The 16,629-nt window shown below is 48.3% G+C and carries 11 protein-coding genes; 3 read left to right on the forward strand and 8 right to left on the reverse strand.

Annotated features, from left to right (window positions below):
* Positions 1-31 precede the first annotated feature (31 nt).
* The 7 genes from ACMXI2_RS13125 to rhaT all read right to left on the reverse strand — a co-directional run bounded on the left by ACMXI2_RS13125 (position 32) and on the right by rhaT (position 12,074).
* On the reverse strand, positions 32-1,804 hold the full coding sequence (locus tag ACMXI2_RS13125) for an alpha-L-rhamnosidase-related protein (RefSeq protein ID WP_483782016.1): 1,773 nt from the start codon (positions 1,802-1,804) through the stop codon (positions 32-34).
* Positions 1,805-1,828: 24 nt separating this feature from the next.
* Positions 1,829-5,050, reverse strand: a complete 3,222-nt coding sequence (locus ACMXI2_RS13130; RefSeq protein WP_483782017.1) for a glycosyl hydrolase — start codon at positions 5,048-5,050, stop codon at positions 1,829-1,831.
* A 108-nt stretch (positions 5,051-5,158) separates the two neighbouring features.
* Positions 5,159-6,094, reverse strand: coding sequence for an alpha/beta hydrolase (locus ACMXI2_RS13135; RefSeq protein WP_483782018.1), 936 nt, complete (start codon positions 6,092-6,094; stop codon positions 5,159-5,161).
* 35 nt (positions 6,095-6,129) lie between these two features.
* On the reverse strand, positions 6,130-7,527 hold the full coding sequence (locus tag ACMXI2_RS13140; RefSeq protein ID WP_483782019.1) for an FGGY-family carbohydrate kinase: 1,398 nt from the start codon (positions 7,525-7,527) through the stop codon (positions 6,130-6,132).
* Positions 7,528-7,540: 13 nt separating this feature from the next.
* Positions 7,541-8,815, reverse strand: coding sequence for a sugar isomerase (locus ACMXI2_RS13145; protein WP_483782020.1), 1,275 nt, complete (start codon positions 8,813-8,815; stop codon positions 7,541-7,543).
* 34 nt (positions 8,816-8,849) lie between these two features.
* Positions 8,850-10,976 (reverse strand): bifunctional aldolase/short-chain dehydrogenase, encoded by a 2,127-nt coding sequence (locus ACMXI2_RS13150; RefSeq protein WP_483782021.1) that lies wholly within the window; start codon positions 10,974-10,976, stop codon positions 8,850-8,852.
* Between the two features lie 42 nt (positions 10,977-11,018).
* The gene (gene rhaT / locus ACMXI2_RS13155; RefSeq protein ID WP_483782022.1) at positions 11,019-12,074 is read right to left on the reverse strand and encodes an L-rhamnose/proton symporter RhaT; all 1,056 of its coding nucleotides are present in this window, start codon (positions 12,072-12,074) and stop codon (positions 11,019-11,021) included.
* A 190-nt stretch (positions 12,075-12,264) separates the two neighbouring features.
* On the opposite strand from rhaT, the gene ACMXI2_RS13160 reads away from it, so the two are divergent.
* The 3 genes from ACMXI2_RS13160 to ACMXI2_RS13170 all read left to right on the forward strand — a co-directional run bounded on the left by ACMXI2_RS13160 (position 12,265) and on the right by ACMXI2_RS13170 (position 16,064).
* Positions 12,265-13,296, forward strand: a complete 1,032-nt coding sequence (locus ACMXI2_RS13160) for a winged helix-turn-helix domain-containing protein (protein WP_483782023.1) — start codon at positions 12,265-12,267, stop codon at positions 13,294-13,296.
* 35 nt (positions 13,297-13,331) lie between these two features.
* Positions 13,332-13,568, forward strand: coding sequence for a VF530 family protein (locus ACMXI2_RS13165; protein ID WP_079472027.1), 237 nt, complete (start codon positions 13,332-13,334; stop codon positions 13,566-13,568).
* A 138-nt stretch (positions 13,569-13,706) separates the two neighbouring features.
* Positions 13,707-16,064, forward strand: coding sequence for an ABC transporter permease (locus tag ACMXI2_RS13170; RefSeq protein ID WP_483782024.1), 2,358 nt, complete (start codon positions 13,707-13,709; stop codon positions 16,062-16,064).
* Here the strand turns inward: ACMXI2_RS13170 and ACMXI2_RS13175 are convergent, their stop codons facing one another.
* Positions 16,065-16,583 carry a 3'-5' exoribonuclease domain-containing protein gene (locus ACMXI2_RS13175; protein WP_483782025.1) on the reverse strand — a complete coding sequence of 173 codons (519 nt, stop codon included), beginning with the start codon at positions 16,581-16,583 and terminating at the stop codon, positions 16,065-16,067.
* Between the last annotated feature and the right edge of the window lie 46 nt (positions 16,584-16,629).

Raw genomic sequence — 16,629 nt, forward strand, 5'->3', positions numbered from 1 at the left:
TTCTTTTTTTATCTTCCTAAGAAAAATAAAACTATTCCCTGATCACCTTCACCTGCGCAGGCGCTTTGATCGTTGATTTAATCTTCCCGTTGGCCAAACGTGTATGCTTCACCGTTACAATGCCATACGGAGTTGGAAAAGTTCCCTCTGCAAATTGCAAATCTCCCAGGTGAGGCGCCACCTTAATCACTTTACAGCCGGGCGCCACTACCGAAATACCGAGTACATGCTCCGTGAGCCACGGCGTAGGCCCGGAGGCCCAGCCATGACATAAACTATGACGGAAACCTTTATAACAATAAGCGCCATAGTCGCCATGAATATCTTTTTGCCCGGCCGGCACTATTTCATCAATGCGGGAAGCATTGGGAAGCCAGTCCATATTAAAGTCCTCCCAGAACGTAGTGGCGCCCAGTTTCAGCATAGCGCCCCAGTAAGTGCGGATATCGTTTAGCCCTCCCTGGTAGTCGCCCGCTTTTGCTTTTGCCTGTAGCATATAGTAACCATAGAAGGTGGAATAATCCTTTACGCCACCTACGCCAATAATTTCATCGTTGATCTTTTTTGCAGGCGCCAAACCTGATAACGCCATTAATGCAGCGGCCTGTTTGGAGCCATTGGCATCGGGCACATTTTGTTTCAGCCGGGCAATAGCGGCTTCGCACTTCTTCACCGTAACTACATCGTTGAGCACTTTACTCAATGCGGCGCCTGCGTCCAGCGTCATGATCATCATGGCTTGTAGTCCTGCATGAATACCGGGTTTATTTTCACTGGAGGGCCAGTCGAGGAAACGGGTACCGTCGTGCAGGTCTTCACTGTTATTAGCGTCTATTTTCTTCGAAAGGTGATCGAGTAATCCTTTCATGTAAGCGGCCTGTTGTTTCAGATATGCAAGGTTACCGGTGTGCAGGTACCAGTCGCGCTGAATAAGCACCCACCACATGGAATACGATACCATGCCGTTCATGTACTGTGGCAACGGCGTGATATCGCGGGAAAGATCCAGGCTCTTTGGCACCACTTCATTATACCCGAATACCGCGCTGATAGTAGATGTTTCGGGATGCATATCACCAATCCACACGAGGCGGTCCCGTTTAATGCCATCCCATAAATAGTCCTGCATGTTCAGATGCACGGTGTATGCACCCGTCAGCCAGATCTGGTTCAGCAACGTATCGCTGCATTTAAAAGAGCCCAGGTAAGGCAGATCGCGGTATACAAAGATGGCTCTTACCTCTTTCAGTTGCAGTTCCGTGTTATCATCCAGCAGATCGATCCGGACGAAACGGAAACCGGTGTTGCCTACTTCCAGTTTGCCCAGCCACGGCACTTCCACCATCATATCGCGTACGGCGTGGTCGTTGGTGGCATTCTTTCCGGGCTCAATATCACTCATCGCTTCACTTACGGATTCGCCAAAGCGTACCCGCAACTTTACCGGCTTACCGCTTTTATACATCCCGGTAACCAGTTGTAAACCGCCATGCAGCTCTTTGCCAAAGTCAAACAACAAGGCAGGATGTACGGCAGCCGTGCTTTTCAGTATGCACATGTTCTGATTGGCCAGGTCGGCTTGTCCGTTGCCGGCTAACAGGAAACGTTGCGCGTTGATAATGTGCTCACCGGCATTGGGTGTTTGCCATATAATTTTTTCGGGAGATAAATACCTGCGAACGGTAGCTGTTGCCTGGACCGTGGCCATACGGCTGCTGTCGAACACCGGCGGCAGCTGGGCCCGGGACGAAACAGCACATAATATTACGACTGCCACCTGTAAGATCCGGTTATATATTTTCATGTGATCAGGTTCCTTTAAATGTTCTTAATACTTTACCGCAGTGAGTTTTACAGGACCAATCAGGCCGGCAGACTGATAAGTAGCTGTTGGCGTGTATGGGTTCACGTTACTCCATGTTTTTCTTTCGGCAAGAGGTAGTTTGCTGTCGCCAATGAGACGGTTTACCCAGGTATTTACTACCGTTACGGTTAGCTTGTTCTCTCCTTTTTTTAATGCATGTTTTACATTTACGCGGTAGGGCGCCGTCCATACGTTGCCCAGCGCTATGCCGTTCAGGGTTACATCCGCCATTACACTCACGGCGCCAAGATCCAGGTATGGTGTGGATTCCGCCGGTAGTTCATCTGCCTTAAAAGTAATTTCATAAACAGCTGTACCGGAGTAATTACGGATCTGTTCATTGGCGTGTGTACTCCAATCGGTTAACTGATCAAATACCACCGGTTGCGCTGGTCCCCGCTTTGCCGCATCAAAGCTCACTTTCCAGGGCCCTTGTAACTGCGTTAGCGTAACCGCTTCAGGGAAATTAACGCCGTTGCCTGTTGTTGCTGTCTTCTTACGGAATACGATAAATCCACTCTGATACGGGGCTAACGTTAACGGCACTACGGTATGTGCTGATGGCTGCGAAAACTCCTTCAGGTCACGGGTTTCACCCGTTACTGCATCCCACCACTCCGGTTGTTTACCCGCCACGCGGAAGGCAGGCGATAATGTGATCTGCTGATCCGACTGATTGGTGACAAAATATATTTCTCCATCTGCAGTGGCGCGATGCGTATATAATACCTGTTCCGGCAGCTGCGCCACATCTGCAGACAATTGCAGGATGCTCAATGCCTGCGGCATATCCATTCCACTGAGTACCTGTCCTTTGCCATATTTCCTTTGATGCTCGTGGTTATTGCCCCACAGTTCCGCTGCCAACCGTTTTACTTTCACATCTGCAGCCGGATACTGCTGTAAACTGGGCGAACGTTGGGGTGCGGGTCCCAGGATAGTGGCCCCTTCTTTTACCAGCTGCGCAATTTTCTCCAGCAGCTCCGGCCGCATGGTTTCCAGCTGCGGCAGTACCAATAAACGATAGCTCATACCATCCGGCAGTACCAGCTTCCCATCCTTTACACGCAGGCGTTCCTGGATTACTTCTGCATTGATGTAATCATAGGAATATCCTTTGGGTAATTCGGGGTTTCTTACGCCCGTCATTTTAGGTGCATCTTCCCCGATGAAGTAGGCGACATCATTTACTGCTTTACCCTGCTGCAGGAGGTAGTTACATCTCCTGATATAATCTACAAATGCTTTCCCCTGGTAAAACCAGGTGTTCTTCCTGTTAAACTCTGTTCCAAAACCCGCGTTCACACCGGGTTCACGATCATCATAGGGTTGTTCAATAAACACATGCAGGAGGCTGTGATTAATCCCTTCGGTAAAGGACCAGTCGCCACGACGCTTCAGCAGTGCGGGATAGCGGCCGTACGCGTTGCCGCCGGCAGTAAAAGATTCTGCGGCTACTCTTGTTTTGCCATAAATATGCGCAGCAGAAGAAGCAGCGCGGCATTCGATATTACCGAGTGTGCCTTCATTCCAGAATTCACCTGCAACTTCATCCGACTGGCCGCCGTATTTCAGGAACTCCGAAGGAAAGCCCCAGTGGCCGTAGTTTTCCAGCCATAGCTTCATACCGTCTTTATGACTGGCGTTACGCAAACCGGCTACGTATTTATAGGCTACCCGGTCGGCTATCAGGCGGCGCAGATCCCAGAGGAAACGATCCGATTGATCAGGTGTGCCTACTACCCTTCCGGATAATACGGGCAGCCACTGCAAGGGATCATAGCCATATTGTTTTTTAAAATCGTCCGCCATGTCGTCTGTCCAGTTTTGCGAACCGGTTTCATAGCTGTCTGCCACCACCCATTTGAGTGAGGTACGTTCCGCTTCAGGAATGCTTTTGCGGATCTTGCCCACAAAGGCATCATAGTGGTACTGCGACCATTCATCGCTGATCTTGTCTATTTCCAGCCCTGTGCCTTCCGGTGAAGCCGGGCCATTGGTAACGCCCGTAGGCAACATACCATAACGCACTACTATCCAGTTGCCGGCCGGCACCTTCCAGGTGAGGGTACCGTTGGCCGATAAATTTTTAGTGAGATTAATTACTTTGGTGGGATCAATGATCAATCCGGCGCCGGATACTTCCGGCTCCTGCGGCCATTGATATTCGTTCCATAGCGGCAATGGCGTCTGGAACATTTTGGCCAGCTGCTTTTCTTCAAAGCGTTCGATGCGTGGCGCCGTGAGTAGCTTTATTTCTGCCAGCGCAGGATTACCTTCGCTGATCACCAGCCTGAACTGCTTTCCGGTAGTGGCTTTAAAGGAAACGGCTACCGGTGCATAGGGTTTAAAGCCTACATTATTTTGCGGGTTGCTGCGGTCAAATTCAAAGCTCTTTATGCTACGCCAGTTATCCCCTTCTTTTACCTGTAGTTCAAACTGTGCTTTGAAAGGCTTTGCTGCCGGGTAAATGATGAGGCTCCGTGCGGTAAAGTTGCCGGCTACTTCCAGGTTGATGTGAGCCGGTGTTGGACGGCCAACCGGTGTGGTGATGATAACTTCTTCTGTAGTGTTTCCATCTGTTAGTTTTTCAATATGCTGAAACACGATGTTGGAAGTGATACGTGGCGTATGTTTACCAATATTGTCGGCATCGCCGTCTGGTACGGGAAAAGCCATTACAGCCACCGTCTGGAAATCAGCGGGCCCTGTTGGCAGCTGTTGGGTATATTGCTGAGGACCGTGAATAGTCACTTCTTCGCCGGCGAGGTAGCGCATCGATTGTGAAGGCTTAATCCAGGGGCCGCCACTCTGGCTCCATCCCGGGCTGTTGAACAGGCCAATATCCAGCCCCTTTTCTGAGGCAGTACGTATAGCCGTACGGGTTACCTGCCACCATTCGTCAGAAAACAGCTTTACCTTTCCGTAGGGAACCTCTTCTTTCGGATAACCTATATTACCGATAAAAGCCCGGCCAATGCCCACTTTCACCATTGCTTCCACATCCTGCTTTACGCCTTCCTGCGAAATATTATCACTCATCCAGTACCAGTATACACTTGGTTTAACGCTATCCGGTGGTGTTACAAATCCGCGGTGTAAAGGTGTTTGCTGTCCACTGGCAGTTAATGCAGCCGACAACAGCAGCGCAGCGGCGCCGTACTTTTTTATAACAGGAGTATACATACTTTGAATCTTCGTTTAACCGTAAAAGTTATAGCACCAGCTGCCCCGTTGCGGAACTATTGTCAGCAACAGGCTATTTCAGGATATCTCCCAAAGTAAAAAACGTTATCAGTATAACTGTCCTGTACCTCCCTGCAGCAATGGATTGCCCGGGTTGAGCATACCCATGCGGCCCAGCCATTTCATGGTAATCTGCATCCATACGTCTGTTGGCAGCTTCAATACAAAGCCGTGGTTGCCTTCGGGATAAATATGCATTTCCGCTGGTACGTGCTGATGGCGCAGGGCCTGGTAAAAAAGGAGACTGTTATCTACATCTACCACGGTATCATCGCCGGTATGAAACAGGATGGTGGGTGGTGTTTGCGGTGTTACCTGCCGGTCGTTGGAGTAATTTTTTATGGCCTCTTCTCCCGGCTGACTGCCGAGTAGCCGCAAACGGGAACCGGGATGGGTGAGGTTCTTTTCCATGCTGATCACGGGGTACACCAGGATCATAAAATCGGGACGCAGGTTGATGCCCGCATTGGCTGCCAGCACCGGCTTATTGAAATGTGTACCTGTTGTGGAAGCCAGGTGTCCGCCGGCAGAGAATCCCATAATGCCTACGCGATTATTATCGATGTTCCATTCAGCGGCATGCGAGCGGATTATTTTCATGGCTTCCTGGGCATCCTGCAAAGGACCGCTGCTTTTATCCTGCATGATCTTATCATCCGGTAAGCGGTATTTGAGTACAAAGGCAGCGATGCCTTGCTTCACAAAATACTCAGCGATGTTGAGCCCTTCCCGCTGAAACACTACCGCGCGATAGCCGCCACCCGGGCAAATTAATACCGCTGTACCGGTAGCCTTTTCCTTTGACGGCAGGTAAGCCGTTAAAGTAGGCACACTGGTATTTGTGCGGTTATTGTCTTTGTCTGTTACTTCCTCATCCGGTGCGGCAATTCCGCCGGGAGGAAGCCCGTTGTATAACGGCATTACGGTTTGAGCATTGGTAACAATGGCAGCGAAGCTGAAAAGCAGGATAAGGAGGGCGCGCATAATATTATTTATTGGCAGTAATGATAATCAAAACTTCATAAAGTAGCATCATGTGTCACCGAATAATATTTCAGTTCTATCAAATCGTTGGGCATGGGCTTGCTGTTCCAGGATGAATGGATGGCCAGTGCTGCTCCCATTGCAGTAGCCTGCGCCATAGAGGCAGCAAAGATTTCAATGTCGGGGAACAGAGCGGCCAGCAGATTCATATAGATGACATTTTTACTGAACCCACCGTCAACGAATATACGTTTTACGCGGGCGCCTTTCAATACCCTGCTGGTAGCGATGTATTGCTGACTGGCAATGTCCAGCATCAGTTGATGATAAGCTTCTGTATCTGAAGAAAAAGTATCGAGATCCCGCTGTCCGAATACAGATGCCTGCATCCGTTGCTGGTCGGCCTCCAGCTGCGGCGTGTCCTGCTTATTCCTTTCTTTTAACTGGCGGATGATGCTGCCATCATACGCTACCCCGCGATACCTGCCGGTATGCTGATCAAAGTGGGTTGCAATGCGCTTTACCTGCTGTTCATGCTCATAACCGGCAAAAAGCCGGGAAGCCTTTACCGGCTTGCCCTGGAAGGACATATAACATAAACAATCTGCCTCTAGTTCCTCCGGCGTAAGTGGTGTGTCGCTAAATGGATTTAAGCTGATGCACCAGGTGCCGGTGGATATCAGTACAAAGGGTTCATGAAAATTTACCAGGTAAGGAATGAGTGCAGCGGAGCTGTCGTGCAACCCTGTGCCTACTGCATAGCTGTTACCCGGAAAGGCAGCGGGCATTACTTCTCCCGAAGAAAAAAGAGGCGCCAGCTTTTCCAGCACCCCTTCCTTTATTAACCACGAATGATAATTGTTTTGTTTAAAATCCCACAGGTTGGTATGACAGCCAACACTCGTGATATCTGAGCAGGCGATACCCGACAGCAGGAAGCTCATGTATTGCGGCAGGTGCAGCGCATACTTCATTCGGCTGAATACTTCCGGTTGTTCGTACTTCAGCCGGTACAGCTGCATACCGGAATTGAGACTTCCCAATACCGGTGACGCCGTTTGTACAGAGAAAGCGGTTTTACCACCATAGTTACTGTAAAACTGCTGACTCAATTCCTCCGGATATTCCTTCAGGTAGTTGTACAATGGAGTTAATGGGCGCCCTTCTTCATCGATGTACACCAGGCTTGCGCCATAGGTTGAAAAGTTGATCGCTTTAATCGTTACATCTTTTCTGCTGAATACTTCTCTCAGGGAATCAAATACGGAGAGCCGGAGGCTTTCCAGGTTTTCACAGGGCGCGCCATCTTCATCCACGGTTTCCGTAAAACGGGCTGTCCGCTCAAAGATGATCCGGTACTGTTCATCAAAGAGAAACAGTTTTTTGTTGGTTTTTCCAACATCAAAAATAGCAATAACGGGAATTTCGTTCATAGACACATTTAAATTACAAACCAGTCGCCATTGTTTTAGCGCCTCTTTCACGGATCAGGTGTTCTCTTACTTTTTCAGCACGATATAAAGCTAACGGATTCAATGCACCGCCGGCCTGTATCCTCGCGGCTGCCACCAGGGAGCGTACATCGGTACGGAACGCCTGCTGTAATACTTCCTGCGCGGTAACCACATCGTTGTTCTGTTGTGCAGCCAGCAGTTTCTTACGGTCTACCAGCAACGCCTGCGCATAGGTGATCATGATTGCTTCCACAGATTGCAGCAGATCCTCCAGCGGATCTTTCACGTTGTGCGAGGCATCTATCATCCAGCCCAGGTCGGTAGTATGATTCATGCCGCGGGCATCCATTCCTTCCACCAGTTCATTGAAAATCAGGAACAGCTGGTAGGGTTTGATGCTCCCTACGGTGAGGTCATCGTCGCCATACTTGGAATCGTTGAAATGGAAGCCGCCGAGTTTACCTTCCATTAGCAGCAGGGCTACGATCTGCTCAATGTTGGCATTGGGCAGGTGGTGTCCGAGATCTACCAGCGTATAGGCTTTGGGACCCAGTTTATTGGCATAGAGGAGCGACTGTCCCCAGTCGCCCACCGTAGTGGAATAAAAATTAGGTTCTGCGGCTTTGTATTCCACGAACATTTTCCAGTGATCCGGCAGCGCCGCATAAATTTCCTGCAACCCTTCCAGCGTATTCTGGAAAGCATGACGGAAATTCAGCTGACCGGGGAAGCAGGAACCATCAGACAGCCACACAGTGAGTGCGTCGGAGCCCAGTTCTATACCATGACGGATCACTTCTATATTATGTTCAATGGCTTGTTTACGGACATCTTTATTGACATGCTGCAGCGAGCCGAATTTATAGCTCCACTCCTGCCCCGGCTGATCCTGGAAAGTGTTGGAGTTCATCGCATCAAAGCGGAGGCCGTGCTGTGCAGCCATTGCTTTGATATGTGCAGGATTGGATGGAATATCCCAGGGGATGTGCAGGGAAATGGCGCCGCTGGAGCGGTTTAACTGATGAATCAACCCAATATCCTCGATCTTTTCCTCCAGGTTCCGGGGTTCACCGCCGCCGGGGAAACGGCCAAAGCGGGTACCACCGGTTCCGAGCGCCCAGCTGGGAATGCCCACCTGGAAAGCGATCAGCTGCTGCAATATTTCAGGCACATTTTTAATTTCCCCGGAGAGATATTCAAATGCCCGCTGCTGCGCTGCCATTCCGGCCTGATTATGTTCTTCTATCCTATATTTTTCGATTCTCATGAGGATCCTTTTTAACGCAGATAAAACAATATTTTTATCTCACAAAAGCCATTGCTACTCCACCATCCACATTCAGCACATTGCCGGTAGCCTTGTTAAGTAATCCGCCTACAAAAGCATAGCAGGCGTTGGCAATATCTTCCGGTACAATGATTTCATTCAGCAGGGTGCGCTTTGCATAGAATGCAGGTAGCTCTTCCACCTTTACGCCATATGCTTTGGCGCGGCCTTCCGCCCAGGCGCCGGCCCATATTTTACTATCGGAAATCACCGCATCAGGGTTCACTACGTTCACGCGTATACGATCTTTGCCCAGTTCAGCGGCATTAAGACGGCTCAGGTGCAGCTGCGCTGCTTTGGCTGATCCATATCCTGCATTGTTAGGACCGGAAACCAATGCGTTTTTACTAACGATGTTCAGTACATCTCCGCCGGTATCCTGCTTGCGCATGATTTCTACGCCGGTTTGTGTAACGAGGAATTGTCCTTTCACCAGTACATCGTACAGCAGGTCCCAGTCTTTTTCCGTATGATCTTCCAGTGGTTTGGAGATCGACAGCCCGGCGCAGTTTACAATGATATCCACCCCGCCAAAGGCCAGTACTGCGGTGTTAAAGGTTTTATGAATAGATACGGAATCAGTTACATCGAGCAGGTCGGCGGCAAATACATCTTTTCCGTACAGCTTATTAAACTCTTCGGTGGCTGATGCCAGTCGTTGTGCATCATTATCGTTGATCACCACTACGGCGCCTTCTTCCGCGAACTTTTTAGCGATGGCTTTACCAATGCCGCCAGCGCTGCCGGTTACCAGGGCTATTCTGCCCGTAAGCGCTTTGGGCTTTGGCATGCGTTGCAGCTTGGCTTCTTCCAGCAACCAGTATTCAATATTAAATGCTTCCTGCCGTGGCAGGGAGGTGTATTCAGAGATGGCTTCCGCGCCTTTCATTACGTTGATGGCGTTGATATAAAATTCAGCGGCCACCCTGGCGGTTTGTTTATCTTTTGCAAATGTGAACATGCCTACGCCGGGATACAGGATCACCACGGGGTTAGGATCGCGCATTGCCGGGCTGTTGGGATGTTTGCAGGTATCGTAGTATTCTTTATACATTTCCCGGTAGGCGGTAAATAATGGCGCCAGGGATGTTTTCACGGTGGTCACTTCTTTCAGGTCCGCATCCGGCAGGAGGTTCAGTACCAGCGGGCTGATCTTCGTACGCAGGAAGTGATCGGGGCAACTGGTACCCAGGGGTGCGAGCCTGTCGAGGTCATTGGAGTTGATAAATTCAAGCACTCTCGGATCATCGGTGAAGTGTCCTACCATTTTCTGCTGAGAAGAGCAGTATCCGCGTAAAACCGGCGCCAGTGCAGCGGCCTGGGCTTTGCGATAGTCGGGCGACAGTGATTGTATTTTAGCGCCGCCAAACACCGGTTTATTGCGACCGGTATTTTCCTGCAGGTATTCCGCGCAGCGTTCAATTACTTCCAGGGTATTGATATAACTTTCGTAAGCAGTGTCGCCCCAGGTGAACAGACCGTGAGAGCCCAGCATGATACCACGGATACCGGGATTTTCATCGAGGCATTGTTTTAACTGCAATCCGAGGTCAAATCCGGGCTTTTGCCAGGGTACCCAGCCAATGGCGCCGTTAAACAGCTCCTGCGTGATTTTCCGGCCGTCTTTTGCCGCTGCAATAGCAATGGCAGCATCCGGATGGAGGTGATCGATATGCTTAAAAGGAAGAAAACCATGCAGTGGAGTATCAATGGAGGGCGCTTTTGAGCTGAGATCATAAATGCAGTGGTTAAACAATTCCACCATTTCGTCTTCATGCGCTATTCCCCTGTAAATATTTTGCAGGCTGCGGAGACGATCTACATACAGGGCAGCGAGGCCACTTTTTTTGAGCGTGCCCAGGTCTCCGCCGGAGCCTTTTACCCACATCACTTCTACCGGTTCTCCCGTTAAAGGATCTTTTGCGGTGGCTTTACAGGAGGTGTTGCCACCGCCGTAATTTGTCAACCGGAGGTCTGCGCCGAGTAAATTGGAACGATAGATCAGCAAGGCTACTTCGTCACCAGCCATAGCGGCGGCTGTTGCTTCATCCCATAAATAGCTGACATGCCTGAATTGCGTAGTAGTTCCATCTAAAGACATACTCTATAATTTTTACGTTTTTAATTGCGATAATGCTGAGGGTTAATTTTCTAAAGAATTACCATATCCGACCAGGATTACAGAAAGAATGATGGTGAATATACCCAGGGAGATAGTAGCGAATGTTTTTTTACTGGCATTTTTCCATTCCTTCAGCACAAAGCCCCACATACCGGAAATCAGGATAATAAAAGCCATGTGCAGGATCCAGGAGCTGGCATCATTGCCCAGTTTACTTTCTCCCATCCCATAAAAAAAGAATTGCAGGAACCAGGTAGTACCGGCGATTGCTGCAAACAAGTAGTTCTTTACCAGCGGGGTGCTTTTGTTTGTATAGTCATTAAATGAGCGGTTACGCCTGTTGAGCAGCATGCACCAGATAAAATTGGTGGTGAGCCCTCCCAGCATAATCACTACAAAAATAACATTGTTCCGGAACAAAGGATTGGCATTGTTGGCCACCGCTGCCTTACCCATGCTGTTGCCGGCAGTAATGGCAAAACTCATACAGGCGCTCAGGATACCGGAAACAATGGCTACCGCCAGCCCTTTACGGAGGTCAAATTCGAGGATGCTTTCAGTTTTCTGCTCACCGGTGAGTTCCTTTTCCTTCAGCATACCCGCTCTTCCGCAAATAGCAATCCCCACCAGGCATACCGCCACACCGGATAATACATACAATCCCCTGCTGCTATGCAGCATAGCGCCCAGCGTATTGGGGTCGTCTGTAAACAGGCCGCGGTAAATGGGTGGTATCAGCGCGCCAAAAGCGGAACAAAAGCCCAGTGCTACCGCCATTCCCAGCGACATACCAAGGTAACGCATGGATAACCCGAACGTTAAACCACCGATACCCCACAATACGCCCAGGAAATAGGTCCAGAAAAGAATAGTACCTTCCGTATTACGGATAATATCCATAAAACCCGGAACCGTTAACCAGGCAGCTACCAGCGGTACCACCAGCCAGGAGAAGATCCCGCCAACAATCCAGTAACTTTCCCAGCTCCATCCCTTTACCTTTTTGTAAGGGATATAGAAACTTCCCGATGCGAACCCACCTATAAAGTGAAATAAAACTCCCAGTAAAGCCTGCATAATGATATAGTAATTTGTAACGTGGAGATTAAAGTTTCATAAAAATAAAACATGTAACTTTTAAAACTGTCATGGACTGTCATGGTTCCGGCAGGAGATAGTATTTGTAGAATTAAATCACTATCATTGTCGGGAAAACAGCCATGTCAGCACCTGATAGCTAATTCCACGGATTAATACCTGATGAGCCATGAAACAGCATCCGATTTTTAAATACCTTTTTATTGATGATTTTTCTGCTACGCCTAAATATTACCAGCTGGCCAACTCTATCATCAAAGCTATTGTAGACAAGAAAGTGCAGCAGGATGATATACTGCCGTCCATCAATGAAGTCAGTTACGCCTTTGAAATTTCGAGGGATACCGCAGAAAAAGCATACAAATACCTGAAGGGACTGGGTATCCTGGGGTCCGTACCCGGAAAAGGCTACTATGTGTCGCAAACCAATCTTGACCAGCAATATAAGATACTGCTCCTGTTCAACAAACTGAGCGAGCACAAAAAAATCATCTATGATTCGTTTGCAGGCAAGCTGGGAGAACAGGCTAATATCGACTTCTATATTTATAACAGCGATTTTAGTCTTTTTAAAAAACTGTTATCACAAAATATCAATGAATATACACATATTGTGATACTTCCGCACTTCCGGGAAAGATGGGAACATGTTGATGAAGTGATCAATACCATCCCGAAAGAGAAACTGATCCTGCTGGATAAAAAGCTGAAAGGCGTAACCGGCGAATACGGCGCAGTATATGAAAATTTCCAGGAAGATATTTACGGCGCCCTGGAACAGGCCAGGGACAAGCTACAGCAATACCACACCATTAAAATCATTTACCCCGACAATACCTATTACCCAGAAGAAATTTACGAAGGATTTATGCAGTTCTGCCAGAACTATGCTTTCAACAGTAAAAAAGTAGAAGAAATAGGAGAAGAAAATATTCAGCCGGGAGATGTATATATTAACCTGCGGGAAAACGACCTGGTCTTGCTGATAGAAAGGATCATTTCCTTAAACCTGAAGATAGGCAAGGATGTAGGGATCATTTCCTATAACGAAACGCCGTTGAAGAAATTCATCCTCAACGGCATCACCACTATTTCCACCGACTTTAAATGTATGGGGGAAATGGCTGCACAGCTGATCCTGGATAATTCCCGCGCACAGATAGAAGTACCGTTTTATGTAACCATGCGGGCATCTTTGTAATTAACTTACCTTTGGGCCATAAAAAACGGAACAACATGGACACACCAGGCGCATCCAAAGACCCGCTGCACGGACTTACACTGGAAAAAATAGTGACACATCTTTATGAGAGCTATGGCTGGGAAGAACTGGGATACCAGGTAAGGATCAATTGCTTTATCAGCAATCCATCTGTGCAAAGCAGTTTAAAATTTCTTCGCAAAACACCGTGGGCACGCAAAAAAGTAGAGGATTTTTACGTGTATTCTTTAAGGAAGAAATTATTAAAATAATGTCCGGAACCGGACACCCACCCTTCAAAACCGGACATTCTTAATTCTTCAACACCTCTTTATCTACTGAAAACCAGCATTTTAATATAATGGCATTTACTTCGCGGAAAGTAAGTTCCATTCTATAAATTGCATTCCATGTTCAGCAGTTATATTAAAACAGCTTTCAGGACGATCACGCGGAATTTCAGCTATACATTTCTCAATGTATTTGGCTTAACGCTCAGTATTGCCGCCTGCCTGATCATCTTTCTCATTGTAAAAAATGAGTTGAGTTATGACAGCTTCCACAAAAAAGCGGATCGCATTTACCGTGTAACATTAAATGCCCTCGATTATAATCCCAGTACCTCGCTGGCAGTAGTACCCGCCCTGCGCAACGACTTTCCCGAACTGGAGCAGGTGTCGCAATACTGGTACCAGATCACCGGGCTGGTAAAAGCGGGTGATACGCGGTACAATGAAAAAGGGTTTGCTTTTGCAGATGCTTCTTTCCTTCAGATATTTGATTATCACTGGCTGGCCGGAGATCCGCGCACTGCATTGTCGGAACCCAACCAGGTGGTGCTCACACGAAGCATTGCCGGAAAATACTTTGGTAGTAAGGATCCAATGGGCCAGGTGATTAACCTGAACAACCAGTTTAATCTTAAGGTAACCGGTATTATTGAAGACCTGCCGGGCAATACCAGTCAACCTTTTGTATTCCTGGCCTCCTACGAAACCATCAGGAAGGAAGTGCTGGAGCAGGCCTCGTTTTACAACATCAATGGCGGCAGTGCATTTGTGGTGCTGCCTGAACATTATAACGTAGCGAAGCTGCAGGCCAGGATGCCCGCCTTTATTACCAAAAACTGGGGCGCCGATGTTGCTGCCGGAGCAAAACTGTTATTACAGCCGTTAAAGGAAATCCATTTTGATCAGCGCTATCTGGGTAACCCTGCCAGTCCTACCACCAGCAGGGAAACCTATTGGGGCCTTGCAATGGTGGCCCTGTTTATCATCATCACGGCCTGTATCAATTTCATCAATATGGCTACGGCGCAGGCTATACGCCGCGCAAAGGAAGTAGGCGTACGTAAAGTGCTGGGGGCTTACCGCGGTCAGCTCATCCGTCAATTCCTGGGTGAAACAACTTTACTGGTGTTGATCGCAGTTGTGCTGGGAACCATATCAGCAGGAGTTTTGCTGCCATTTGTAGCCACCTGGATGAACGTGAAGATCGGGGTATCGCAATTAATGCAACCGGTAATTGTTGCCGTATTGGCGGCAATAACGGTAACGGTTATACTTTTAGCTGGCTTGTATCCCGCTTTTGTGCAGTCGGCCTTTCAACCCGCAGCATCCCTTAAAAGCAGTACAGGTACTACATTCCGGGGATTAGGATTAAGAAAGATATTGGTATCCACCCAGTTTGGCATTTCCCAGATACTGATTGCGGGTACGCTGATAGTTGGTTACCAGATGGACTTTCTCCAGAACCAGGACCTGGGCTTTAACAAAGAAGCAGTCGTTTCTTTCCCGGTACCCGACAGGAATAAGCGGGATATTTTAAAGGAGCAATTGCTTGCCAATCCCGGTGTAGCGCAGCTGAGCTTTGCCTCCGGCTCACCGGTAAACGGAAGCAACTTCGGCGGGTTCCGCTGCCCCGAGGTAGGACTTACGGAAGGTGATGTAACCGAAGTAAAAGCAATCGACGAACAATATATGGACATGTTTTCGATACAGTTACTGGCAGGCGAAAAGATCCGCCCAGGTACAGATGCAGACACGCTTCGCAGGGTGCTTGTAAACGAAACAATGATCCATAAAATGGGGATTCAGAACCCGGAGAAAGCACTGGGAATACATTTTTACATCAACGATGGCCCTGCGCTGATCACGGGTGTGGTGAAAGATTTCCAGAGTGAATCCCGGTATAAAAAGAGAAGACCTTGTGTACTGGAATACAGTGCCCGCGGTTTCGGAACGGTCAATGTCCGGATCAAGCCCACTGAAATGCGGAATACCATTGCAGGTATAGATAAATTATGGTCTGCATTATTTACAGAAAACCAGTTTGAGTATCAATTCCTGGACGACCGTATCGCCGGCATGTATATACAGGAGCAAAAAATATACACCGCATTTAAGCTGTTTTCCTCACTGGCCATCATCATTGGATGCCTCGGATTATATGGCCTGGTGGCCTTTGCAGCGGTTCAACGTACCAAAGAAGTAGGTATCCGTAAAGTATTAGGGGCATCCCTCCTGAATATTGTCGGATTATTTGCAAAAGAATTTATCCTGTTGATCTTTGTTTCCTTTTGTGTGGCGGCGCCTGTCGCCTGGTTTGTGATGACGCGCTGGCTGGACAATTTTGCCTATCAGACCCATATCGGTGGCGGTACTTTCCTTGTTGCGATCTCGGTATCTGTATTAATAGCAGGAGCCACTATCGCTTATCAGTCGGTGAAAGCCGGGCTGGTGAACCCGGTTAAAAGTTTGCGGACGTAGCTACAGTTTAATTTTCAGACCCATTTCGCGTTTCATGGTAAGCAGGGCTTCTGCATTACCTTTTGCATCATCTACCGGGTGATGCGTATGGGTTGTTTTGCGCAGGTGTTTGAAAGTCTGGAAAGTATCTTTCGTGATGCCTTTATACAAACTTCCAAGATTTTGGGAACTGAATCCAAAGGGGTTTTCACCAATAAAATGATGAAAATACCAACAGATAAACATCCAGTCGAAACCGTTGTTATCGCTGATAAAAACGGGGCGGTCCTTACTAACGGAAGTGATCCATTGCTTAAAATCCTGCATCACCTGTGCGGGATCATTAAAGTCGAGGGTTTCTTCACGCGTGTGACTGGATACTGCCAGTGCTTCGGGAATAAATTTAGCGGAAATGGGTTTTAGCTGACCGTAAAAAGATTGATTCAGTTGTTCATTTACAAGGACGGCGCCAAAAGAAATCATAGAATAATCGCCGGGAATGGGACCGTCTGTTTCAACGTCCACCATAATAAAAGCCATGTGTTATAATTTGTTGCTTTGGGGTAACCAATGCGTTATACATCTC

Source organism: Chitinophaga sp. G7 BAM 1005 (assembly GCF_057126945.1).

Coding starts and splice junctions, on each gene's coding strand:
- ACMXI2_RS13175 (WP_483782025.1), bottom strand. CDS start 16,583: ATGGCTTTTATTATGGTGGACGTTGAAACAGACGGTCCCATTCCCGGC.
- ACMXI2_RS13125 (WP_483782016.1), bottom strand. CDS start 1,804: ATGAAAATATATAACCGGATCTTACAGGTGGCAGTCGTAATATTATGT.
- ACMXI2_RS13140 (WP_483782019.1), bottom strand. CDS start 7,527: ATGAACGAAATTCCCGTTATTGCTATTTTTGATGTTGGAAAAACCAAC.
- rhaT (WP_483782022.1), bottom strand. CDS start 12,074: ATGCAGGCTTTACTGGGAGTTTTATTTCACTTTATAGGTGGGTTCGCA.
- ACMXI2_RS13160 (WP_483782023.1), top strand. CDS start 12,265: ATGAAACAGCATCCGATTTTTAAATACCTTTTTATTGATGATTTTTCT.
- ACMXI2_RS13135 (WP_483782018.1), bottom strand. CDS start 6,094: ATGCGCGCCCTCCTTATCCTGCTTTTCAGCTTCGCTGCCATTGTTACC.
- ACMXI2_RS13130 (WP_483782017.1), bottom strand. CDS start 5,050: ATGTATACTCCTGTTATAAAAAAGTACGGCGCCGCTGCGCTGCTGTTG.
- ACMXI2_RS13145 (WP_483782020.1), bottom strand. CDS start 8,815: ATGAGAATCGAAAAATATAGGATAGAAGAACATAATCAGGCCGGAATG.
- ACMXI2_RS13165 (WP_079472027.1), top strand. CDS start 13,332: ATGGACACACCAGGCGCATCCAAAGACCCGCTGCACGGACTTACACTG.
- ACMXI2_RS13170 (WP_483782024.1), top strand. CDS start 13,707: ATGTTCAGCAGTTATATTAAAACAGCTTTCAGGACGATCACGCGGAAT.
- ACMXI2_RS13150 (WP_483782021.1), bottom strand. CDS start 10,976: ATGTCTTTAGATGGAACTACTACGCAATTCAGGCATGTCAGCTATTTA.